This window comes from Pseudomonas sp. W2Jun17 (assembly GCF_023127795.1).
GTDB classification, from domain to species: Bacteria; Pseudomonadota; Gammaproteobacteria; order Pseudomonadales; family Pseudomonadaceae; genus Aquipseudomonas; species Aquipseudomonas synxantha_A.
In genome coordinates this window covers 118,469-138,419 of the sequence record NZ_SPKO01000024.1, presented here as the reverse complement: position 1 = coordinate 138,419, position 19,951 = coordinate 118,469, and the positions used below count along the sequence as shown (strand labels likewise).

Genomic DNA, 19,951 nt, shown 5'->3' with positions numbered 1-19,951 from the left:
CGCCTGGAGATTTTCCTATGTCATCTTCCGCCCCGAACGCTGTCCTCTCGGTCAGCGGTATCGGCAAGACCTATGCCCAGCCGGTTCTGTCCGACATCACCCTGACGCTCAATCGCGGGGAAGTGCTCGCGCTGACCGGTGAGAACGGCGCAGGCAAAAGTACCTTGTCGAAGATCATCGGCGGCCTGGTCACACCGACTACCGGGCACATGCAGTTCAACGGTCAGGAGTACTGCCCCGCCAGCCGCACCCAGGCCGAAGCCTTGGGCGTGCGCATGGTCATGCAGGAACTCAACCTGCTGCCGACCCTGACGGTGGCTGAAAACCTGTTTCTGGATAACCTGCCGAGCAACTGTGGCTGGATCAGCCGCAAGCAACTGCGCAAAGCCGCGATCGAGGCCATGGCTCAAGTTGGCCTGGATGCGATCGACCCCGACACCTTGGTTGGCAGCCTGGGCATTGGCCACCAGCAAATGGTCGAGATTGCGCGCAACCTGATCGGCGACTGCCACGTACTGATTCTCGACGAACCCACGGCCATGCTCACCGCCCGTGAAGTCGAGATGCTGTTTGAGCAAATTACCCGTCTGCAGGCCCGGGGCGTGGCGATCATTTATATTTCACACCGGCTGGAAGAACTGGCCCGTGTCGCCCAGCGCATTGCGGTACTGCGCGACGGCAAGCTGGTCTGTGTCGAGCCGATGGCCAATTACAACAGTGAGCAACTGGTGACCTTGATGGTCGGTCGCGAGCTGGGCGAACACATCGACCTGGGCCCGCGCACCATCGGCGAACCGGCCCTGACGGTGAAGGGCCTGAGCCGTTCGGACAAGGTTCGCGACGTGTCCTTTGAAGTGCGCGCCGGTGAGATCTACGGTATTTCCGGACTGATCGGCGCCGGCCGTACTGAGTTGCTGCGCCTGATCTTCGGTGCCGACCAGGCCGACAGCGGCACCGTGGCCCTGGGATCGCCGGCCAGGGTGGTCAGTATTCGCTCGCCAGTGGATGCGGTTGGTCATGGTATCGCCCTGATCACCGAGGACCGCAAGGGCGAGGGCCTGCTGCTGACCCAATCGATCAGCGCCAATATCGCCCTGGGCAACATGCCGGAAATTTCCGGTGGTGGCGTCGTCAATAGCCGCAACGAAACCGCCCTGGCCAAACGCCAGATCGACGCCATGCGTATCCGCAGTTCCAGCCCGGGGCAATTGGTGTCCGAGCTGTCGGGTGGCAACCAGCAAAAAGTAGTGATTGGCCGCTGGCTGGAGCGCGATTGCGCGGTGATGCTGTTCGATGAGCCCACCCGAGGCATCGACGTCGGCGCCAAGTTCGACATCTATGCGTTGCTTGGCGAACTGACTCGCCAGGGCAAAGCCTTGGTGGTGGTGTCCAGCGACCTGCGTGAACTGATGCTGATCTGTGATCGCATCGGGGTGTTGTCCGCGGGGCGCCTGATCGAGACCTTCGAGCGTGACAGCTGGACCCAGGACGAATTGCTCGCCGCCGCCTTTGCCGGCTATCAGAAACGTGATGCGCTGCTCAATGAGGCAGCGCCTAGGAATACCCCATGAAAACAAGCATTTCCCCCGGTAAAACTGGCGGCAACTTCTATGGCCTGGGTACTTACCTGGGGCTGGCGGGTGCCTTGCTGGCGATGATTGCGCTGTTCTCGGTACTCAGCGACCACTTCCTGTCCTACGACACCTTCAGCACCCTGGCCAACCAGATTCCGGACCTGATGGTGCTGGCGGTGGGCATGACCTTCATCCTGATCATCGGCGGTATCGACCTGTCGGTAGGTTCGGTGCTGGCATTGGCGGCATCGGCGGTCAGCGTGGCAATCCTGGGCTGGGGCTGGAGCGTGTTACCGGCTGCGCTACTGGGCATGGGCTGCGCTGCATTGGCCGGGACCATCACCGGCTCCATCACCGTGGCCTGGCGTATCCCGTCATTTATCGTGTCTTTGGGTGTGCTGGAGATGGCCCGGGGCGTGGCCTATCAAATGACGGGCTCGCGCACCGCTTATATCGGTGACTCGTTTGCCTGGCTGTCCAACCCGATTGCTTTCGGTATTTCCCCGTCGTTCATCATTGCGCTGCTGGTGATCATTGCGGCTCAGTTGGTGCTGACCCGCACTGTCTTCGGGCGCTACCTGATCGGCATCGGCACTAACGAAGAAGCAGTGCGCCTGGCTGGCATTAATCCCAAGCCATACAAGATTCTGGTGTTCAGCCTGATGGGCCTGTTGGCCGGTGTAGCTGCGCTGTTCCAGATCTCGCGCCTGGAGGCGGCAGACCCGAATGCTGGTTCAGGCCTGGAGCTGCAGGTAATCGCCGCGGTGGTAATCGGCGGCACCAGTCTGATGGGCGGGCGCGGTTCGGTCATCAGTACGTTCTTCGGTGTATTGATCATTTCGGTATTGGCGGCGGGGCTTGCGCAGATCGGCGCTACGGAACCCACCAAACGCATCATTACCGGTGCTGTGATCGTGATCGCCGTGGTCCTCGATACTTACCGCAGCCAGCGCGCCAGTCGGCGGGGCTGAGTCATGGCAACGATCAAGGATGTGGCAGCGCTTGCAGGTATTTCCTACACCACCGTGTCCCATGTGGTGAACAAGACGCGTCCGGTCAGCGAGCCGGTCCGCATCAAGGTCGAGGCGGCGATCAAACAGCTGGACTACGTGCCCAGCGCCGTGGCGCGTTCGCTCAAGGCCAAGACCACGGCCACCATTGGCCTGTTGGTGCCCAATAGCCTCAACCCGTATTTTGCCGAGCTTGCGCGGGGCATCGAGGATTATTGCGAGCGTAATGGCTACTGCGTGATCCTCTGCAACTCCGACGACGACGCGGAAAAACAGCGCAGTTATTTGCGCGTGTTGCTCGAAAAACGCGTCGACGGCTTGATCGTGACGTCGGTGGGCGGCGATGACAGCGGCTTGGCGGCGGGCTTGAGTGCAGTGCGCACGCCCATGGTGATTGTCGACAGGGCCCTGGATGGAATCGATGTCGACCTGGTGCGCATCGACCACGAACAGGGCGCCTACCTCGCGACCCGGCACTTGCTGGAGTTGGGCCATCGGGATATCGCCTGTATCGGCGGCCCGGGGCATACCCGCGTGGCACAAATGCGCCTGGCGGGTTACCAGCGTGCATTGCGCGAGGCGGGTGTCGAGGTGTTGGCCAGCCGGATCCTGGAAAGCGATTTCACCAGCACGGGGGGGCATGCCGCAGCCGTGCAATTGTTAGCGCAAAACCCGCCCAGCGCGATTTTCGCCAGCAACGATATGATTGGTTTCGGCGTGCTGCGCGCAGCCGCAGAACGCAGCATCCGCGTGCCGGCCGAGTTGTCGGTGATCGGTTTCGATGACATTCAGATGGGACGCTACGTCTATCCTGCGCTGACCACGGTTGGGCAGTCGATCCTGCAATTGGGCGAGACGGCGGCCGAATTATTATTGCAACGAATAGCAACACCCCAACGGTCGATCGATCAACGCATCGTGACGCCAAGTATCGTTTTGCGTGAGTCGACGGCGCCATTGGCCGGTGTGTTCGCCCAATACCGCTGAACCGAATTGATGAGTACTGATGTATGCCAGCAAAAGTAGTGGTAGTAGGCAGCTTGAACATGGACCTGGTCACCCGGGCCAGTCGCTTGCCGCGTGCCGGTGAGACCTTGATCGGCCAGAGCTTTTCCACCGTTGCGGGTGGCAAGGGCGCCAACCAGGCGGTGGCATCGGCGCGGCTGGGGGCCAGTGTTGCGATGATCGGATGCGTGGGCACCGATGCCTATGGCAGTCAATTGCGTGATGCACTGCTGGTGGAAGGGATCGATTGCCAGGCGGTCAGCACCGTAGAGGGCTCCAGTGGTGTGGCATTGATCGTGGTGGATGACAGCAGCCAGAATGCGATTGTCATTGTGGCCGGCAGCAACGGTGAGTTGACGCCCGCGTCTCTGCAAGCGTGCGACGCTGTGCTGCAGGCGGCAGACGTGATCATCTGCCAGCTTGAAGTGCCGATGGACACCGTTGGTCATGCGCTCAAGCGCGGCCGCGAACTGGGCAAGACAGTCATCCTCAATCCGGCGCCCGCGAGTGGGCCTTTGCCCGCTCAGTGGTATGCCTCGATCGATTACCTGATCCCCAATGAAAGTGAAGCCACCGCCCTGAGCGGCGTCACCGTCGACTCGCTCGACAGCGCCAAGGTCGCCGCAACAGCGCTGATCAAGGCGGGGGCGGGTAAAGTCATCATTACGCTTGGCGCCCAGGGGGCACTGTTTGCCGACGGTAGCAGCTTCGAGCATCTGTTGGCGCCGAAGGTCAAGGCGGTGGACACCACAGCCGCTGGCGATACCTTCGTCGGTGGCTTTGCCGCTGCACTGGCCGCTGGCAAGAGCGAAGCCGAGGCGATCCGTTTTGGCCAGGTAGCGGCGGCGTTGTCTGTGACCCGCGCCGGCGCTCAGCCTTCCATTCCTACGCTGCACGACGTACAAGGTTTTGTGCCCTCATGAAAAAGACACCTTTGCTCAATATCGCCCTGTCACGCGTGATCGCGTCCCTGGGTCATGGTGACGTGCTGGTCATCGGCGATGCCGGTTTGCCGGTGCCGCCCGGCGTGGAATTGATCGACCTGGCACTGACCCAGGGCATTCCGGATTTCATCAGCACGTTGCGCATTGTGCTCAGTGAGATGCAGGTTGAAAGCCACGTGCTCGCGGAGGAAATCCTGCTCAAGCAACCGCCGGCGCTGAGCGAGCTCAATGCGCTGACAGAGCAGGCAGCGCTGGGTGAGCGGCGGCTGCTCAGCCATGAAGAATTCAAGCAACTGAGCCGCACAGCACGCGCGGTTGTGCGTACCGGCGAGTGCCAGCCTTACTGCAATATCGCGCTGGTATCCGGCGTAACGTTTTAGCGTCCCCCCAATGACAAGGAGTGCTTTATGCAACGTGGTCTACCCATCCTGAAAAACCTGTTCCGGAGTGTTCTGCTTTTGTCCGCACTCACAGCTGCAAGCGCCCAGGCGGCGGAAAAAATCGACCTGATCATCGATACCGACCCTGGGGCCGATGACGTGGTGGCGCTGCTGTTCGCCATGGCCTCGCCGGAGGAGCTGAGCATTCGTGCGCTGACCACCGTCGCCGGTAATGTGCGCCTGGACAAGACCTCCCGCAATGCGCGTCTGGCGCGCGAGTGGGCAGGGCGTGAGGACATTCCGGTGTACGCAGGTGCGCCGGCGCCTCTGTTGCGCAAGCCGATCTACGCCGAGAATATCCATGGCAAAGAGGGCATCTCCGGCGTCACCGTGCACGAGCCGAAAAAAGGCCTGGCCGAAGGTAATGCCGTTGACTACCTGATCAAGACGCTGAGCACCGCCAAACCGCACAGCATCACCATCGCCATGCTCGGTCCGCAGACCAACCTCGCGCTGGCACTGACCCAGGCGCCGGAAATCACCCAGGGCATCAAGGAAGTGGTGGTGATGGGTGGTGCGCACTTCAATGGCGGTAATATCACGCCCGTGGCCGAGTTCAACCTGTTCGCCGATCCGGTGGCCGCTGAGATTGTGCTCAAAAGTGGAGTGAAGTTGACCTACCTGCCGTTGGACGTGACCCATAAAGTCCTCACCAGCGACGCCCGCCTGAAGAAGATTGCGGACCTGAACAACAACGCGAGCAAGGTCGTCAGCAGTATTCTGAATGAGTACGTCAAAGGCGACATGGAGCATTACGGCATTCCGGGCGGCCCGGTCCACGACGCTACCGTGGTTGCCTACCTGCTCAAACCATCGCTGTTCAGCGGTCGTCAGGCCAATATGGTCGTCGACAGCCGCGAAGGCCCGACCTTTGGCCAGACCATCGTCGATTGGTACGACGGCCTCAAGCAGGAGAAGAATGTGTTCTGGGTCGAGAACGGCGACGCCCAGGGCTTCTTCGATCTGCTGACCGAGCGTCTGGCGCGTTTGAAGTAATACGTTTTACCGGTCGGCGTTCGTCGGCCGGTTCTTATTCTTGTGCGCCCATGTAGTCGGCCGGGTATTTCTCGAATACCTGGCCGATGAACGCTTGTGCCGCCTGGGTTCCCAGTTCCTTGACCAACAGGTCGATACCAATGATCGCCAGTTCTTCGGGGCTGCCGGGGCTATAGGAGCTTTGCCCCTGGGGCCACTTGGCTTTGATATCGGCTTGGAGCGTTACGGTGGTCATGGAAATCTCACGGCTGAAAGTACTGGGCAATGCGCTGGAACGCGGTTCCAGCGGCGCAGTTAACCATTTTGCGCGGCTTTTGGCACTGCTACTTAGGCATGAAGGAGGGGGTATGCGACACTGTTGGCTTGTTTAACCGCCGGGAAACACCGCGTGCAGATCGATCTGAACAAGCCTGAGAACCTGACGCTGGATGCCGTGCGCCAACTGCTTGCCCACGCCAGTGACGACGTACATACCCAGCTTCGGGTAACCAGGGCTGGTATTGCCTATATTTCTTCCGGCGTAGTCGGTGGGGCTCAGATAGATGGCCTGCTGTTTCGTCTGGAGACCTGGGCCAAGGGTTCTGGCTATGTCGGTATTGTGGCGGCCAGCGATGAGGTCTGGGTCATGCAGATCTTCAACGCGCTGAAACAGAACTGGCCATACCCACCATCTGACTACATCGACATCTACTGAGTGCGTTCATATCTAGTCACGATTGACTGGGCGATTGCCCCGCGCGAGTCAGGCAGACTTGCGCGCAGGCGATTAACGTCTTGAAACCAATCGTTCATATCGCTGTCGCACGATCTCTGTCCATTTTTAATCATAGGAGGCTTCATGCCTTGGAAGCTCGCTTCATTCGGTACTTTGTTGGCAGCACTCGCATTGGCGGGTTGCAGCACCCCGGGTGCCTCTGAGCCAGGCAAAGACGCCACCGTGACCGATGCCGGTCATAGCCGCTGTGAGTCGAAGGCCGCCGAGTTCGCAATCGGCCAGAAAGCCTCGCCGCAGTTGCTGGAGCAGGCTCGTACCCGTGCTGGCGCGCAGAATGCACGCATCCTCAAGCCCAACGATATGATTACCCTGGAATATCGTTCTGACCGCCTGAACCTCAACACTGACAACAACCTGGTGATCACGCGGGTCAATTGCGGCTGACAGCTTCGGCTTTTGCATCGCCCATAAAAAACCCCGTCACATGGACGGGGTTTTTTTTAGCTCAGCGGAGAATTACTCGCCGCGAACCTGTGCAGCTTGCATACCCTTTTGGCCTTTCTCAGCCACGAAGGAAACGGTTTGGCCTTCTTTCAGGCTTTTGAAACCGTCGCTTTCGATAGCTTTGAAGTGTACGAACAGGTCGTCACCGCCACCTTGAGGAGTGATGAAGCCGAAGCCTTTTTCATCGTTGAACCATTTAACGGTGCCGGTTTGGCGATTAGACATGGTGTATCTCCAAGAAACATATATTTTCAGTAGTGCTGTGCTGCTCAGGCCAACTGGGCACACTGGGCTATCATAGTCGAAATGTTCGACTTGGGAGCCCCCCCAAGGCATTGTTTGCTAATCAATCGCGTTGCATCTGATCCCTGGCTCGGCGCAAAGCCCCGATCTACGGGGCTTTGCGCTGAAATATCAACTGTTAAAAAAAGCCGTAAAACCTGCATAATTTGTGTGAAATGGCAGTTTTCAGGCCATTTTTCCAGCGATATGGTCGTCAGATCAGTGGTCAATCTTACTTTTTCTTCACGACTTTGCAGGACGAAATAGCCGCTACCGCTTTGTTCTTAAGCTCAGGGCTGGCGTTCTGATTGGTCATCAGTTCCTTGATCTCGGCAGTGCTCAATTCGGCATTGATCTTGTCAGCACCACATTCGCAGTGAGCTTTGGCAGTTTTGGCGTCTACGTTCTGACTCGCGGCGGCACTGCAGTCGCTCACAAAGCTGTCACGGGCGCCGGCTGGCCAGTTGGAAGGGGCTGCAGCCTGCGCGCCAAGGGAAAGGAGGCTCAGGGTAGCGGCGACAGCGAGGGTAGAGGTGAAACGCATCATGGGATGCTCCTTTGGGTCGAGGACGAACGGCGATTCTCAGTGGGTTGGAGGCCCGACGTACAGCTCAAGTTCACTTTGCAGCTATAAAGCCTTGAATTGCGCTATACACAAAGCTTCGTCGGCGCGATGACCGTTCATCTGTGCTAGCATCGTGGGCTTGGCTAGTTTCAGGCGCGTCAATTACCGCCTTGCCATGTTTCTTTTTAGCTCAATCCAGTCACTCTGGTTCGATTATCGGTTGGCCGAAAGGCTCCTGCCGCTGTAAGGCAGGCGTTCATCACTGAACGGCCTGGTGTTGGATCTTGTACTGGCTCATCCCAACCCACGTGACCTTTGGTAGGGGTCACCACTAGGAGAGGAGGCGCCATGCCAACTATTACTCTACCCGACGGCAGTCAACGTTCATTCGATCATTCGGTTTCCGTAGCCGAAGTCGCCGCATCCATTGGTGCAGGCTTGGCCAAGGCCACCGTGGCCGGCAAGGTCGACGGCAAACTGGTCGACGCCAGTGACCTGATCACTTGCGATGCCAGCCTGCAAATCATCACGCCCAAGGATCAAGAGGGGCTGGAGATCATTCGCCACTCTTGCGCGCACCTGATTGGCCATGCGGTCAAGCAGCTGTACCCAACCGCCAAGATGGTGATCGGCCCGGTAATCGAAGAAGGCTTCTATTACGACATCGCCTATGAGCGTCCTTTTACACCGGACGACCTGGCGGCCATCGAGCAGCGCATGCACGCGCTGATTGAAAAAGATTACGACGTCATCAAGAAAGTCACCCCGCGTGCCGAAGTGATCGACGTGTTTACCGCGCGTGGTGAAGATTACAAGCTGCGCCTGGTGGAAGACATGCCGGACGAGCAGGCCATGGGCTTGTACTACCACGAAGAATACGTCGACATGTGCCGTGGCCCACACGTGCCGAACACGCGTTTCCTCAAGTCGTTCAAGCTGACCAAGCTGTCCGGTGCCTACTGGCGCGGTGATGCCAAGAACGAACAGCTGCAACGGATCTACGGCACGGCCTGGGCTGACAAGAAACAGCTGGCCGCCTACATCCAGCGCATTGAAGAAGCTGAAAAGCGCGACCACCGCAAGATCGGCAAGCGCCTGAACCTGTTCCACCTTCAGGAAGAAGCGCCGGGCATGGTGTTCTGGCACCCGAATGGCTGGACCCTGTACCAGGTGCTTGAGCAGTACATGCGCAAGGTTCAGCGCGACAACGGTTACCTGGAGATCAAGACCCCGCAGGTCGTTGATCGCAGCCTGTGGGAGAAATCCGGGCACTGGGCCAACTACGCCGACAACATGTTCACCACCCAGTCGGAAAACCGCGACTACGCCATCAAGCCGATGAACTGCCCATGCCACGTGCAGGTGTTCAATCAAGGCCTGAAGAGCTACCGCGAGTTGCCGATGCGCCTGGCCGAGTTCGGTGCCTGCCACCGCAACGAGCCATCCGGTGCACTGCACGGCATTATGCGTGTGCGCGGTTTTACTCAGGACGACGCCCACATCTTCTGCACCGAAGAGCAGATGCAGGCTGAATCCGCCGCGTTCATCAAGCTGACCATGGACGTTTATCGCGATTTCGGGTTTACCGAAGTTGAAATGAAGCTGTCCACTCGTCCGGAAAAACGCGTTGGTTCCGACGAGCTGTGGGATCGCGCCGAAGCGGCACTGGCCGCAGCACTCGACAGTGCGGGCCTTGCGTACGACCTGCAGCCGGGGGAGGGCGCGTTCTACGGTCCGAAGATCGAGTTCTCGCTCAAAGATTGCCTTGGCCGTGTCTGGCAGTGTGGTACCCTGCAGCTCGATTTTAACCTGCCGATCCGTCTGGGAGCCGAATACGTCTCCGAAGACAACAGCCGTAAACACCCGGTTATGCTGCACCGGGCGATCCTCGGTTCGTTCGAGCGGTTCGTCGGTATCCTGATCGAGCACTACGAGGGAGCGTTCCCTGCGTGGCTGGCTCCGACCCAGGCAGTGATCATGAATATCACTGATAAACAGGCAGATTTTGCCGCCGAAGTTGAAAAAACTCTCAACGAAAGCGGATTTCGTGCCAAGTCCGACTTGAGAAATGAAAAGATCGGCTTTAAAATCCGCGAGCATACTTTGCTCAAGGTTCCCTATCTTTTGGTTATCGGAGATCGGGAAGTCGAGATGCAGACTGTCGCTGTGCGTACTCGTGAAGGTGCTGACCTGGGCTCGATGCCCGTCGCCCAGTTCGCTGAGTTCCTCGCGCAAGCGGTTTCCCGGCGTGGTCGCCCAGATTCGGAGTAATTATTATTAAGCGTGAAATGAGACAAGATAAACGAGCTGCACCGAAAGCCCCGATCAACGAGAATATCTCGGCACGCGAGGTTCGGTTAATTGGGGCTGAGGGTGAGCAGCTTGGGATTGTGTCAATTGAAGACGCGCTTCTTAAGGCTGAAGAAGCCAAGCTCGATTTGGTGGAAATTTCCGCCGATGCTGTACCACCTGTCTGCAAGCTGATGGACTACGGCAAATCGATCTTCGAGAAGAAGAAGCAGATTGCCGCAGCCAAGAAAAACCAGAAGCAGATCCAGGTTAAAGAAATCAAGTTTCGTCCAGGGACGGAGGAAGGGGATTACCAGGTAAAACTGCGCAACCTGGTACGTTTCCTGAGTGATGGGGACAGGGCCAAGGTATCCTTGCGATTCCGCGGCCGTGAGATGGCCCACCAGGAGCTGGGGATGGAACTCCTCAAGCGGGTTGAAGCTGACCTGCTCGAGTACGGTTCGGTCGAACAGCATCCTAAGATGGAAGGACGCCAACTGATCATGGTCATCGCCCCGAAAAAGAAGAAGTAATCAACAGGGCACGGCAGGCCTTCTGATTATGTTTATCAACTGAATGCGGAGTATCCGAACATGCCAAAGATGAAGACTAAAAGTGGTGCTGCTAAGCGGTTTCTGAAAACTGCTAACGGTATCAAGCACAAGCACGCTTTCAAGAGCCACATCCTGACCAAAATGTCGACCAAGCGTAAGCGTCAACTGCGCGGTAGCAGCTTGCTGCATCCGTCTGACGTGGCAAAAGTCGAGCGCATGCTGCGCCTTCGTTAATTTTTGGATCAAGACTAGAGGAAGTAACTCATGGCTCGTGTAAAGCGTGGCGTCATTGCCCGTAAACGTCACAAAAAAATTCTGAAACTTGCTAAAGGCTACTACGGCGCGCGTTCACGCGTATTCCGTGTTGCCAAGCAAGCGGTAATCAAGGCAGGCCAGTACGCCTACCGTGACCGTCGTCAGAAAAAACGTCAGTTCCGCGCTCTGTGGATCGCTCGTATCAACGCTGGTGCACGTGTTAACGGTCTGTCCTACAGCCGTTTCATCGCTGGCCTGAAGAAAGCGTCCATCGAAATCGACCGTAAGGTTCTGGCTGAACTGGCTGTGAACGAAAAAGCGGTGTTTGCTGCGATTGTCGAGAAAGCTAAAGCCTCCTTGGCTTAAGTACCCCCGACAGTCATCCTGGGTTACTCCTGTAGCCCAAGGTGGTAAACGTCATAAATAGGGGAAGAGCCTTCAAGCTCTTCCCCTATTTTGTATCTGGAGTCTGTACATGGAAAACCTGGACGCGCTCGTTGCCCAAGCCCTTGAGGCCGTGCAAAGCGCTGAAGATGTAAATGCCCTGGAGCAAATCCGGGTTCACTACCTTGGCAAGAAAGGTGAATTGACTCAGGTGATGAAGACCCTGGGAAATTTGCCCGCTGAAGAACGTCCGCAAGTCGGTGCGTTGATCAACGTTGCCAAGGAACGTGTCACAGAGGTGCTCAATGCGCGCAAGGCGTCGCTCGAGGAGGCCGATCTAGCGGCCAAGCTCGCCGCCGAGTCCATTGACGTGACCTTGCCTGGCCGTGGTCAGGCCTCGGGCGGCCTGCATCCGATTACCCGGACTCTGGAACGTATCGAGCAGTTCTTCACCCACATCGGCTACGGCATTGCCGAAGGCCCTGAGGTAGAAGACGATTATCACAACTTCGAGGCGCTCAACATCCCAGGCCATCACCCGGCCCGGTCGATGCACGACACCTTCTATTTCAACGCGAACATGCTGTTGCGCACCCATACCTCGCCGGTACAGGTCCGCACCATGGAAGCGAACAAGCCGCCGATCCGCATTGTCTGCCCAGGCCGTGTGTACCGTAGCGACTCGGATATCACCCACTCGCCGATGTTCCACCAGGTCGAAGGCCTGCTGGTGGATCGCGATATCAATTTTGCCGACCTCAAGGGCACCATCGAAGAATTCCTGCGGGTGTTCTTCGAGAAAGAGCTGGCGGTGCGTTTCCGTCCATCGTTCTTCCCGTTCACCGAGCCGTCCGCTGAAGTCGACATGGAATGCGTGATGTGTAGCGGTAAAGGTTGCCGCGTCTGCAAGCAGACCGGTTGGCTGGAAGTCATGGGTTGCGGCATGGTCCACCCTAACGTGCTGCGCATGTCCGGGATCGATCCGGAAGAGTTCTCGGGCTTTGCCTTCGGCATGGGCGTTGAGCGCCTGGCCATGCTGCGTTACGGCGTGAACGACTTGCGTCTGTTCTTCGACAACGACTTGCGGTTCCTCGCGCAATTTCGCTAGTCGTAACGAATCTTTAGGAGAGCAGGATGAAATTCAGTGAACAATGGCTGCGTGGCTGGGTAAGCCCGCAGGTAGATCGCGACGCGCTGGTTGCGCGTCTGTCGATGGCCGGTCTTGAGGTCGATAGCGTTACCCCGGCCGCCGGTGTTTTCAGCGGCGTGGTAGTGGGCGAGGTGCTGAGCACCGAGCAACACCCTGATGCCGATAAATTGCGTGTGTGCCAGGTCAGTAACGGTTCGGAAACCTTTCAGGTCGTGTGCGGGGCGCCTAATGTGCGCCCGGGCCTGAAGATCCCGTTTGCCATGATCGGTGCCCAACTGCCTGGCGACTTCAAGATCAAGAAGGCCAAGCTGCGTGGTGTCGAGTCCAACGGCATGTTGTGCTCTCAGGCTGAGTTGCAGGTAGGCGAGGGCAATGATGGCCTGATGGAGCTGCCGGCAGACGCGCCTGTGGGTCAGGACATCCGGGTTTACCTGGAACTGGAAGACGCCAGCATCGAGGTCGACCTGACCCCGAACCGCGGCGACTGCCTGTCCCTGGCCGGTCTGGCCCGTGAAGTGGGCGCGCTGTACAACGCTCCTGTCACCCGTCCGGCGGTTGCTGTTGTGCCGCCGGTGCATGACGAAGTTCGCTCCATCGAAGTGCTCGCGCCGAACGCCTGCCCACGTTACCTGGGGCGTGTGGTCCGTAACGTCGACCTGTCCAAGGCGACCCCGTTGTGGATGGTCGAGCGCCTGCGTCGCGCCGACGTGCGCAGCATCGACGCCGCCGTCGACATCACCAACTATGTGATGTTGGAGCTGGGTCAGCCGCTGCATGCCTTCGATCTCGCCGAAATCAACGGTGGCATCCGCGTGCGCATGGCCGAGGAAGGCGAAAAGCTGGTGCTGCTCGACGGTCAGGAAGTCAGCCTGCGTGCCGACACCCTGGTTATCGCCGACCACTCTCGCGCCCTGGCAATTGCCGGCGTGATGGGGGGCGAGCACAGCGGTGTATCCGCGACCACTCGTGACGTATTCCTTGAAAGCGCGTTCTTTGACCAGATCGCCATCGCAGGCAAGGCCCGTTCCTATGGCCTGCACACCGATGCTTCGCACCGCTATGAGCGTGGCGTGGACTGGAATCTCGCCCGTGAAGCCATGGAGCGCGCCACCGGCCTGCTGCTGGAAATCACCGGTGGCGAAGCCGGCCCGATCACCGAAACCGTCAGCGAACAGTACCTGCCGTCGATTGCGCCGATCACCTTGCGTGCCAAAAGCGTTGAGCAGATGCTCGGCTTAGTCATCGAGCCGGCTGAAATCGAGCAACTGCTGTCCGCCCTCGGCTTGGGTATTTCCTCGAATGGGGAAGGGCAGTGGCAGGTTGCAGTACCTAGCCATCGCTTCGACATCAGCCTGGAAGTTGACCTGATCGAAGAGCTGGCACGTCTGTATGGCTACAACCGCCTGCCGGTTCGCTACCCGCAAGCGCGCCTCGCGCCGCAACCCAAAGCCGAAGCGCGTGCGCACCTGCCTGAGCTGCGCCGCCTGCTGGTTGCTCGTGGTTACCAGGAAGCCGTGACGTATAGCTTCATCGATCCAAAACAATTTGAGCTGTTCAACCCGGGTGTTGAGCCGCTGTTGTTGGCCAACCCGATCTCCAACGACATGGCCGCCATGCGTTCGTCGCTGTGGCCGGGTCTGGTGAAAGCGCTTTCCCACAACCTGAACCGCCAGCAAGACCGCGTGCGCCTGTTCGAAAGCGGCCTGCGTTTCGTGGGTCAGCTCGATGGCCTCAAGCAAGAGCCGATGCTGGCTGGCGTGGTCTGCGGTAGCCGCCTGCCGGAAGGCTGGGCGCAGGGCCGCGACGTCGTAGACTTCTTCGACGTCAAGGCTGACGTGGAAGCGGTACTGGGCTTTGCCGGCGCGCTGGATGCCTTCACCTTTGTGCCAGGCAGCCACCCAGCCTTGCATCCGGGCCAGACTGCGCGTATCGAGCGCGAAGGTCGCCTGGTAGGTTTTGTGGGCGCCATTCACCCGGAACTGTCGAAAACGTTGGGGCTGGACCGTCCAGTCTTCGTGTTTGAGCTAGTCTTGGCTGAAGTTGCGTCGGGCAAGATGCCTAAATTCAGCGAGTTGTCGCGCTTTCCTGAAGTGCGTCGCGACCTGGCGCTGATGGCCGACCGTGACGTCGCCGCCACTGCCGTTCTGGATGTAATCCGTGAAAATGCAGGGGAATGGCTGACAGACCTCAGGCTATTTGACGTCTATCAGGGTAAAGGCATTGATCCGCATAGAAAAAGCCTCGCAGTCGGCTTGACCTGGCAGCATCCATCGCGCACTCTTAATGACGATGAGGTGAATACCACGACACAAAATATCCTCACCTCGCTCGAACAAAGGTTGAACGCCACGTTAAGGAAGTGACGTATGGGGGCTTTGACGAAAGCTGAGATGGCGGAACGTCTGTACGAAGAGTTGGGTCTGAACAAGCGCGAGGCCAAGGAATTGGTCGAGCTGTTTTTTGAAGAGATCCGCCACGCTCTGGAAGACAACGAACAGGTCAAATTGTCCGGTTTCGGCAATTTTGACCTGCGGGACAAACGCCAGCGGCCTGGCCGCAATCCAAAAACGGGAGAAGAAATCCCGATCACGGCTCGCCGTGTGGTCACCTTTCGTCCAGGGCAGAAGTTGAAGGCCCGAGTTGAGGCTTATGCTGGAACCAAGTCATAACGACGAACTACCCGTCATCCCAGGCAAACGCTACTTCACCATTGGTGAAGTCAGCGAGCTGTGTGCGGTAAAACCACACGTGCTGCGCTATTGGGAGCAGGAGTTTCCTCAACTCAACCCCGTCAAACGCACCGGGAACCGTCGGTATTATCAGCGCCAGGACGTGCTGATGATCCGACAGATCCGTGCATTGCTGTACGACCAGGGGTTCACCATCAGCGGCGCACGCCAGCGTATGTCCGGTGATGAAGCCAAAGACGACACCACCCAGTACAAGCAACTGATCCGCCAGATGATCTCCGAACTGGAAGATGTGCTGGTGGTGCTGAAGAAATGATTCAAGCTTTAAAAATACTTCCACATTTCAAAAGCTTGCGGTATATTCCGGTTCGCTTCGTTAAGAAGCGAACCCAGTAACACGCCTAGTCGGGGCGTAGCGCAGTCCGGTAGCGCACTAGCATGGGGTGCTAGGGGTCGAGTGTTCGAATCACTCCGTCCCGACCATATTTTTCAATGACTTAGCCCAACTTTAGCGAGTTGGGCTTTTTCATGCGTAGGGACTTTTGCGGGGGATCATCCAGTTTTCCTCCTCGAAATTGTCAGTGCCGGTCCGGGATCGCCTCGGACCAGATGATTTCCTCGTGGTCTCGCTGGTAGTTTTTGGTCATGCCCTCGCTCGCATGGCCTGCGATTTTCTGCACATCCTTTCCGGCTTTCTTGTACAGGTGCAGCGACAGCGCTCGCACTTCATGGAAGCCTGGCATCTCTTCCTCCTTCCATCCCGCGTAACAGTTCGCCGCCTCTCTGGCCTCCTTGAATGCTCGCGTCAAATACCGCTCCTCAATCTTCGTCCAGTGGTACTTCGTCTGTGCCTGCTTCTGTTTCAGACGATCCGGCTTGCGGTGTACCAGGTATGGTGAAACCACATCATCGCGGCACCGGCTGATTACTGCCTGTAACTCTGGGGTGATCCAAATCAACCAGCTGGCTGTACGCGTTCCATTTGGTGCCCCACTTGTCGCGGGCGAAATCCAGAGTGTGGAGGTGCCCAGTAGCACGCTTGTTTCGCAGTATCTGCACGAACTGTTCGAATTGCTCCTCGCTGCAGCCGGCAATGCTGGCCTTGTTCCCTCTGTCTCGCTGGAGGGCGGCGACCAGCGGGTGATCGTTGAGCGGCGTGCCAGTGATGGCTTCCGCACAAGTCTCGGCCAGGCCGTCGATCCCACACCAATCAAACTTACCGAGGATGGGGATCACGGTGTTGAAGTCGATCTTGCCTTCGGCATTCAGGAGGGCAGCGAGGACTTCTTTCGGTGCTTCGACTTTGTTGGTGATATGGTTTGGTATGTGCATAGCTCCGCCCGCCGCTCACCGGCAGGCATGTAGGGGGATTGGGGTTAGGTTTGTCAGGGGTAGTTCTGTTTCAGACTGGACTTTGTTAGGCTTACTTTTTATAAATGGAGGTCTTAGAAAATGGAAATTGGTGATCTGAAAAAGTTGAATGTCTCATTATCGGCAAATTTGGCGATTTTCTTTTTTTCGTTTGTTGCACCCGGGTTTTTAATTTTTTATAAGTACGAGCCCGAATCGTTTATATCTATCGATGTGTTTAAGTTGATTATTCTAGCTATAGCTATATCTTCTCCTACATTTATTTTTCCTTTAGTTTTAACCGCCCTGTTTGCCAATGTAATCGCAGGAGTAATGCCAGATAAACGCTATTTATGGGGGACGCCCACGGACTGGTATCTTAAGCACGGGGCTGGAAATGCGTTAAACATGTATACGATTATCGGTGTGATTTGGGTTTTTGACTTGGGCGGATCCTGGGTGTTCTGGCTTATCCTGCTAAACATATTTCTGAATCTGATGGTTGAAACTCTTTCCTTTAAGATTTTTCTAAAGTCTCCGTCGAATAAACATTCCGTTTGGTTTGAAAGCTTATCTACAAACAGTCCTGTCGAGGGAAAAGCAGACTAATTCATTTGTTTTTCGCAAGTTTAGGCACCTGGCACCAGTTCCTTGAGTATTGAATCGTTGATCAACGGCGTACTCGTCCTTGCCGCTATAGCGGCTGACTTTGAAGGGGGAGGGGTTCAATTGTTTTTTGACTTAGAATCAGTTTTCCCCGCGCTCAACGATGCTTGGTAAGCGCGACGCGGACAGCTATATCAATCGGTAGAAAGGGCAGAGCCTTATGGAAAGCAACGTCTTGGAATTTTTTAGGCGCTATCGGTACTTGTTGCTGTCGTTGATGGTGGCTGCTTCGTTCGTCAACGCTTTTGTGCGTTTCTCTGGGGATTGGCTTAATTTCTTTGTGGCGTTATTTGTGCATGGATGGTTCATCCAAGCAGTATTTGCTTACTTTCGAGGAGGCTGGGTCGGTATTGGGCCAGGCGGATTACTCAAGGATGCGAACCCCATGGGCAGGGCAGCGTTAGCCGCAACGGCGTTCGCGTTTTACCTATTGATGTTCACCTACGGTGGACACAGTCGCGATGAATCAGTCCATGAAAGTAGAGCTTCTGACTGGACGATGCCCACTCGAGAAGAGTTCAGGCGAGCGCCAGAGCAATAGCCAACTCGTGTGAGCAAAGGTTGCTCACCTCGAAGTTTCGATCGTTGCCAGATCATGGGCATCCACAACCGTCATGCCGAGCTTCTCGGCGATCAGCACTTCCAGGCGGGCGCCTTGCGACTTCTCCCAGTCCGGCAGCAGGGCGATCATTCCGCACAGGCCCAGGCGGGTCAGGTCGTAGGCCATGTAGTCGGCCCACTGAGCACCCTCAACGACGCCATGGTCTGCGGGGTTCTCCACTTCATAGCCCAGGGCGCGCAGCTGGTCGGCGACGGCGTTGAATGCTGGGTTGAAGTCGGCGATTCCGGTCATGGGCCCGGCGACGTAGACGCGGTTGGCGCGTGCGGCCTGGAGAGTTACGCCTGGCTTACCTGCGAGCTGCTTACCTCGATTCAGGCCCATGGCGTAGGCTGTGTCCTGAAACGTCATCAGCTCATCGGAGAAACGCTCGATCTTGCCAACGTAGTTTTGGTGTAGTCGCTCGATGGCTTCGTGGTCCTCCGGGTGGTTTCGGTTATCTGTGGGTATAAAGGAGGGCCTTGTCAGTAATGGCATTCAGCCTGCGAGTGAGGTAGCGTTTGTCTATTTCCGAAGGGGTAGGTATGAATTACGAGAGCTCAGTGGTGTACTTGGCAAGCCTTCCAAAGTTAGAAATTGAGTCGGGAGTGGATTACCCAACCTTGATTGGGTTCGCTGTAACTGTATTTATTTTCGGCTTGGGCACATGGTTATCGGTTCGCACCTCTAACGAAAACTCACGTCAGCAAACAGAGAATTTGAACAAAACACTCGAGCATCAGGAACGCTCGATAAACAAAACCATCAGTAGTCAAGAATCCGTGGCTGAAAAAAACTCGCTAAAGTCGAGCCGGCAAGCCTGGATAAACGATCTCCGTGATACGTGTTCTAGTTTCGTATCTGAGGCTCTCAATGTTCAGCGGCTTAATAATTATTGGGAATCTGCGAAGCCCAGTTACGCGTACAAACAAAAGGCTGAACCTGAACTTGCCCATCAGATGCATCTTGATTGGGTGAACTCTCACATCCAGGCAATGAAGGAGGTTGCTAGGCTCAAATCAAAAATTGAACTGCTGTTAAACCCTGAGGAAATTGATTCGAAGGAGCTATTGAAAGCCGTAACTGAAGCGGCAATCGAATGCGACAAGAATGGCGGGTCTGCTAATAGCTCATGTCAGACGGTTGTTGAATGGTGTCAGCACATCCTTAAACAGGAGTGGGAAAAGGCAAAAGCCGGTAAATAGACTGTAGGTAGGCTTTTGTCCAAGTTCAATTCCCCGACGGCTGGCGTGATTCGTTGATATGGGGTATTACGGGTGACCGGCATGGAGCCGGGAAATGGGGAAAATATGAGGCGAAGCGAAGTCGTTATTTTGGTTGTCTTTGCATTTGGTTTTACAGCTATTGGCGCCGTTTGGCGTCCAGCTTTTGGCAGTTATGAGAGTGTGAAAGCCGGAATTGAATGCACGAGTTACATAGCTACGACTCTTGCTGCAGTCGTAGCCATATACGCCTTAAACGCATGGAAGGCGCAATTCAATCATGCAGAGCGCTTCAAGTCTCTTAAGGAGCTCAAAGATGCAGCCAAAGACCTAACTGCTTTCCGTGGTTATCTTCTCGCCGTCGAGAGGAGATGCGTTAATTTGATGGCTACTGGAGGTATGCCCGATGAGAATTTCGAAGCAGCCGAGCGGGCAGCCCGAGAAAAACTGACATCAGCCATCACTGCGTACAGCAGGGCTTGGAGTACGGCAGTTGTGTTTTTTAGCGATGAGGATGAGCGTACTTTTAGCGGTCCGGCAAATGTGTTTGTTACTCGCGCTATCGAAGACCCTCTGAAAATCATAACGCTGTACGCAAACTCACCAGGTCCGGAAAACTCCGTTCATTTTGCTTTTTCTGTTAGAGAAATAACCGACTCTGCCAAACATCTATATGCAAGCACCGTCTCCGAGCTCGAAGGGATGCTCATACAGAAGTTCAGACAATAACCCTGATCGTGGTTTCAATACGTGCTCC

25 protein-coding genes, 1 tRNA gene and 1 pseudogene are annotated in these 19,951 nt (G+C 56.7%); 21 read left to right on the top strand and 6 right to left on the bottom strand.

The window, feature by feature from the left end:
• Positions 1–17: 17 nt before the first annotated feature.
• The 6 genes from E4O98_RS12645 to E4O98_RS12620 are packed head-to-tail and all read left to right on the top strand — an operon-like array spanning position 18 to position 5,969.
• Positions 18–1,571 carry a sugar ABC transporter ATP-binding protein gene (locus tag E4O98_RS12645; RefSeq protein WP_005789698.1) on the top strand — a complete coding sequence of 518 codons (1,554 nt, stop codon included), beginning with the start codon at positions 18–20 and terminating at the stop codon, positions 1,569–1,571.
• Positions 1,568–2,545 carry an ABC transporter permease gene (locus E4O98_RS12640; RefSeq protein ID WP_003192502.1) on the top strand — a complete coding sequence of 326 codons (978 nt, stop codon included), beginning with the start codon at positions 1,568–1,570 and terminating at the stop codon, positions 2,543–2,545. The genes E4O98_RS12645 and E4O98_RS12640 overlap by 4 nt, the downstream gene beginning before the upstream one ends.
• Before the next feature lie 3 nt (positions 2,546–2,548).
• Positions 2,549–3,571 (top strand): LacI family DNA-binding transcriptional regulator, encoded by a 1,023-nt coding sequence (locus E4O98_RS12635; protein WP_032880284.1) that lies wholly within the window; start codon positions 2,549–2,551, stop codon positions 3,569–3,571.
• Between the two features lie 23 nt (positions 3,572–3,594).
• The gene (rbsK, locus tag E4O98_RS12630) at positions 3,595–4,512 is read left to right on the top strand and encodes a ribokinase (protein WP_005789694.1); all 918 of its coding nucleotides are present in this window, start codon (positions 3,595–3,597) and stop codon (positions 4,510–4,512) included.
• Entirely contained in the window at positions 4,509–4,913 is a 405-nt protein-coding gene (gene rbsD, locus E4O98_RS12625) for a D-ribose pyranase (RefSeq protein ID WP_032880285.1), read from the top strand. The genes rbsK and rbsD overlap by 4 nt, the downstream gene beginning before the upstream one ends.
• Positions 4,914–4,940: 27 nt before the next feature.
• Positions 4,941–5,969: a nucleoside hydrolase gene (locus E4O98_RS12620; RefSeq protein ID WP_032880287.1), complete on the top strand. Its 1,029-nt coding sequence runs from the start codon at positions 4,941–4,943 to the stop codon at positions 5,967–5,969.
• A gap of 34 nt (positions 5,970–6,003) precedes the next feature.
• Here the strand turns inward: E4O98_RS12620 and E4O98_RS12615 are convergent, their stop codons facing one another.
• Complete coding sequence (locus tag E4O98_RS12615; RefSeq protein WP_032880288.1) at positions 6,004–6,204, bottom strand: hypothetical protein; 201 nt, start codon at positions 6,202–6,204, stop codon at positions 6,004–6,006.
• A gap of 153 nt (positions 6,205–6,357) precedes the next feature.
• Between E4O98_RS12615 and E4O98_RS12610 the strand changes: the two genes are divergently transcribed.
• Complete coding sequence (locus tag E4O98_RS12610) at positions 6,358–6,663, top strand: hypothetical protein (protein ID WP_032880289.1); 306 nt, start codon at positions 6,358–6,360, stop codon at positions 6,661–6,663.
• Between the two features lie 144 nt (positions 6,664–6,807).
• A complete protein-coding gene (locus E4O98_RS12605) occupies positions 6,808–7,128 on the top strand; it encodes an I78 family peptidase inhibitor (RefSeq protein WP_032880290.1) in 321 nt (106 codons plus the stop codon).
• Between the two features lie 72 nt (positions 7,129–7,200).
• On the opposite strand, the gene E4O98_RS12600 is transcribed toward E4O98_RS12605, so the two are convergent.
• Complete coding sequence (locus tag E4O98_RS12600; RefSeq protein ID WP_003234260.1) at positions 7,201–7,413, bottom strand: cold-shock protein; 213 nt, start codon at positions 7,411–7,413, stop codon at positions 7,201–7,203.
• Positions 7,414–7,702: 289 nt separating this feature from the next.
• A complete protein-coding gene (locus E4O98_RS12595; RefSeq protein ID WP_078821838.1) occupies positions 7,703–8,017 on the bottom strand; it encodes a hypothetical protein in 315 nt (104 codons plus the stop codon).
• A gap of 366 nt (positions 8,018–8,383) precedes the next feature.
• Here E4O98_RS12595 and thrS point away from each other — a divergent pair, with 366 nt between their 5' ends.
• From thrS to E4O98_RS12550, 9 genes are all read left to right on the top strand, one after another.
• Complete coding sequence (thrS, locus tag E4O98_RS12590; protein ID WP_005789682.1) at positions 8,384–10,306, top strand: threonine--tRNA ligase; 1,923 nt, start codon at positions 8,384–8,386, stop codon at positions 10,304–10,306.
• Positions 10,306–10,857: a translation initiation factor IF-3 gene (gene infC / locus E4O98_RS12585; protein WP_169851780.1), complete on the top strand. Its 552-nt coding sequence runs from the start codon at positions 10,306–10,308 to the stop codon at positions 10,855–10,857. The genes thrS and infC overlap by 1 nt, the downstream gene beginning before the upstream one ends.
• Positions 10,858–10,917: 60 nt before the next feature.
• Complete coding sequence (gene rpmI, locus E4O98_RS12580) at positions 10,918–11,112, top strand: 50S ribosomal protein L35 (RefSeq protein WP_002553160.1); 195 nt, start codon at positions 10,918–10,920, stop codon at positions 11,110–11,112.
• A 30-nt stretch (positions 11,113–11,142) separates the two neighbouring features.
• Positions 11,143–11,499 (top strand): 50S ribosomal protein L20, encoded by a 357-nt coding sequence (gene rplT / locus E4O98_RS12575; RefSeq protein ID WP_005789679.1) that lies wholly within the window; start codon positions 11,143–11,145, stop codon positions 11,497–11,499.
• A gap of 109 nt (positions 11,500–11,608) precedes the next feature.
• Positions 11,609–12,625 carry a phenylalanine--tRNA ligase subunit alpha gene (gene pheS, locus E4O98_RS12570; protein ID WP_003192486.1) on the top strand — a complete coding sequence of 339 codons (1,017 nt, stop codon included), beginning with the start codon at positions 11,609–11,611 and terminating at the stop codon, positions 12,623–12,625.
• A gap of 26 nt (positions 12,626–12,651) precedes the next feature.
• Entirely contained in the window at positions 12,652–15,030 is a 2,379-nt protein-coding gene (pheT, locus tag E4O98_RS12565) for a phenylalanine--tRNA ligase subunit beta (protein ID WP_248135307.1), read from the top strand.
• Positions 15,031–15,033: 3 nt separating this feature from the next.
• Positions 15,034–15,336 carry an integration host factor subunit alpha gene (gene ihfA, locus E4O98_RS12560; RefSeq protein ID WP_002553164.1) on the top strand — a complete coding sequence of 101 codons (303 nt, stop codon included), beginning with the start codon at positions 15,034–15,036 and terminating at the stop codon, positions 15,334–15,336.
• Positions 15,317–15,673, top strand: coding sequence for a MerR family transcriptional regulator (locus tag E4O98_RS12555; RefSeq protein WP_003174972.1), 357 nt, complete (start codon positions 15,317–15,319; stop codon positions 15,671–15,673). The genes ihfA and E4O98_RS12555 overlap by 20 nt, the downstream gene beginning before the upstream one ends.
• Positions 15,674–15,763: 90 nt before the next feature.
• Positions 15,764–15,840: transfer RNA gene (locus E4O98_RS12550), tRNA-Pro, on the top strand.
• Positions 15,841–15,935: 95 nt separating this feature from the next.
• Here E4O98_RS12550 and E4O98_RS12545 read toward each other — a convergent pair.
• Both E4O98_RS12545 and E4O98_RS12540 read right to left on the bottom strand, forming a co-directional pair.
• Positions 15,936–16,325: pseudogene (locus E4O98_RS12545) on the bottom strand (tyrosine-type recombinase/integrase); the annotation flags it as partial.
• Positions 16,264–16,689, bottom strand: coding sequence for a hypothetical protein (locus E4O98_RS12540; protein WP_248135512.1), 426 nt, complete (start codon positions 16,687–16,689; stop codon positions 16,264–16,266). The gene E4O98_RS12540 and the pseudogene E4O98_RS12545, both read right to left, overlap by 62 nt.
• A gap of 120 nt (positions 16,690–16,809) precedes the next feature.
• Here E4O98_RS12540 and E4O98_RS12535 point away from each other — a divergent pair, with 120 nt between their 5' ends.
• Complete coding sequence (locus E4O98_RS12535; RefSeq protein ID WP_248135305.1) at positions 16,810–17,316, top strand: hypothetical protein; 507 nt, start codon at positions 16,810–16,812, stop codon at positions 17,314–17,316.
• 217 nt (positions 17,317–17,533) lie between these two features.
• Positions 17,534–17,914, top strand: coding sequence for a hypothetical protein (locus E4O98_RS12530; RefSeq protein ID WP_248135302.1), 381 nt, complete (start codon positions 17,534–17,536; stop codon positions 17,912–17,914).
• A gap of 24 nt (positions 17,915–17,938) precedes the next feature.
• Here the strand turns inward: E4O98_RS12530 and E4O98_RS12525 are convergent, their stop codons facing one another.
• Positions 17,939–18,316, bottom strand: a complete 378-nt coding sequence (locus tag E4O98_RS12525) for a DUF4406 domain-containing protein (RefSeq protein ID WP_248135300.1) — start codon at positions 18,314–18,316, stop codon at positions 17,939–17,941.
• Positions 18,317–18,516: 200 nt separating this feature from the next.
• Between E4O98_RS12525 and E4O98_RS12520 the strand changes: the two genes are divergently transcribed.
• Positions 18,517–19,176: a hypothetical protein gene (locus E4O98_RS12520; protein WP_248135298.1), complete on the top strand. Its 660-nt coding sequence runs from the start codon at positions 18,517–18,519 to the stop codon at positions 19,174–19,176.
• A gap of 72 nt (positions 19,177–19,248) precedes the next feature.
• Positions 19,249–19,923 (top strand): hypothetical protein, encoded by a 675-nt coding sequence (locus E4O98_RS12515; protein WP_248135296.1) that lies wholly within the window; start codon positions 19,249–19,251, stop codon positions 19,921–19,923.
• Positions 19,924–19,951: the final 28 nt, after the last annotated feature.

Coding starts and splice junctions, on each gene's coding strand:
- E4O98_RS12615 (WP_032880288.1), bottom strand. CDS start 6,204: ATGACCACCGTAACGCTCCAAGCCGATATCAAAGCCAAGTGGCCCCAG.
- E4O98_RS12530 (WP_248135302.1), top strand. CDS start 17,534: ATGGAAAGCAACGTCTTGGAATTTTTTAGGCGCTATCGGTACTTGTTG.
- ihfA (WP_002553164.1), top strand. CDS start 15,034: ATGGGGGCTTTGACGAAAGCTGAGATGGCGGAACGTCTGTACGAAGAG.
- E4O98_RS12605 (WP_032880290.1), top strand. CDS start 6,808: ATGCCTTGGAAGCTCGCTTCATTCGGTACTTTGTTGGCAGCACTCGCA.
- E4O98_RS12640 (WP_003192502.1), top strand. CDS start 1,568: ATGAAAACAAGCATTTCCCCCGGTAAAACTGGCGGCAACTTCTATGGC.
- rpmI (WP_002553160.1), top strand. CDS start 10,918: ATGCCAAAGATGAAGACTAAAAGTGGTGCTGCTAAGCGGTTTCTGAAA.
- E4O98_RS12540 (WP_248135512.1), bottom strand. CDS start 16,689: ATGCACATACCAAACCATATCACCAACAAAGTCGAAGCACCGAAAGAA.
- rplT (WP_005789679.1), top strand. CDS start 11,143: ATGGCTCGTGTAAAGCGTGGCGTCATTGCCCGTAAACGTCACAAAAAA.
- E4O98_RS12620 (WP_032880287.1), top strand. CDS start 4,941: ATGCAACGTGGTCTACCCATCCTGAAAAACCTGTTCCGGAGTGTTCTG.
- E4O98_RS12555 (WP_003174972.1), top strand. CDS start 15,317: ATGCTGGAACCAAGTCATAACGACGAACTACCCGTCATCCCAGGCAAA.
- rbsK (WP_005789694.1), top strand. CDS start 3,595: ATGCCAGCAAAAGTAGTGGTAGTAGGCAGCTTGAACATGGACCTGGTC.
- E4O98_RS12595 (WP_078821838.1), bottom strand. CDS start 8,017: ATGATGCGTTTCACCTCTACCCTCGCTGTCGCCGCTACCCTGAGCCTC.
- pheT (WP_248135307.1), top strand. CDS start 12,652: ATGAAATTCAGTGAACAATGGCTGCGTGGCTGGGTAAGCCCGCAGGTA.
- rbsD (WP_032880285.1), top strand. CDS start 4,509: ATGAAAAAGACACCTTTGCTCAATATCGCCCTGTCACGCGTGATCGCG.
- E4O98_RS12600 (WP_003234260.1), bottom strand. CDS start 7,413: ATGTCTAATCGCCAAACCGGCACCGTTAAATGGTTCAACGATGAAAAA.
- pheS (WP_003192486.1), top strand. CDS start 11,609: ATGGAAAACCTGGACGCGCTCGTTGCCCAAGCCCTTGAGGCCGTGCAA.
- E4O98_RS12645 (WP_005789698.1), top strand. CDS start 18: ATGTCATCTTCCGCCCCGAACGCTGTCCTCTCGGTCAGCGGTATCGGC.
- E4O98_RS12520 (WP_248135298.1), top strand. CDS start 18,517: ATGAATTACGAGAGCTCAGTGGTGTACTTGGCAAGCCTTCCAAAGTTA.
- E4O98_RS12535 (WP_248135305.1), top strand. CDS start 16,810: ATGGAAATTGGTGATCTGAAAAAGTTGAATGTCTCATTATCGGCAAAT.
- thrS (WP_005789682.1), top strand. CDS start 8,384: ATGCCAACTATTACTCTACCCGACGGCAGTCAACGTTCATTCGATCAT.
- E4O98_RS12525 (WP_248135300.1), bottom strand. CDS start 18,316: ATGGGCCTGAATCGAGGTAAGCAGCTCGCAGGTAAGCCAGGCGTAACT.
- E4O98_RS12635 (WP_032880284.1), top strand. CDS start 2,549: ATGGCAACGATCAAGGATGTGGCAGCGCTTGCAGGTATTTCCTACACC.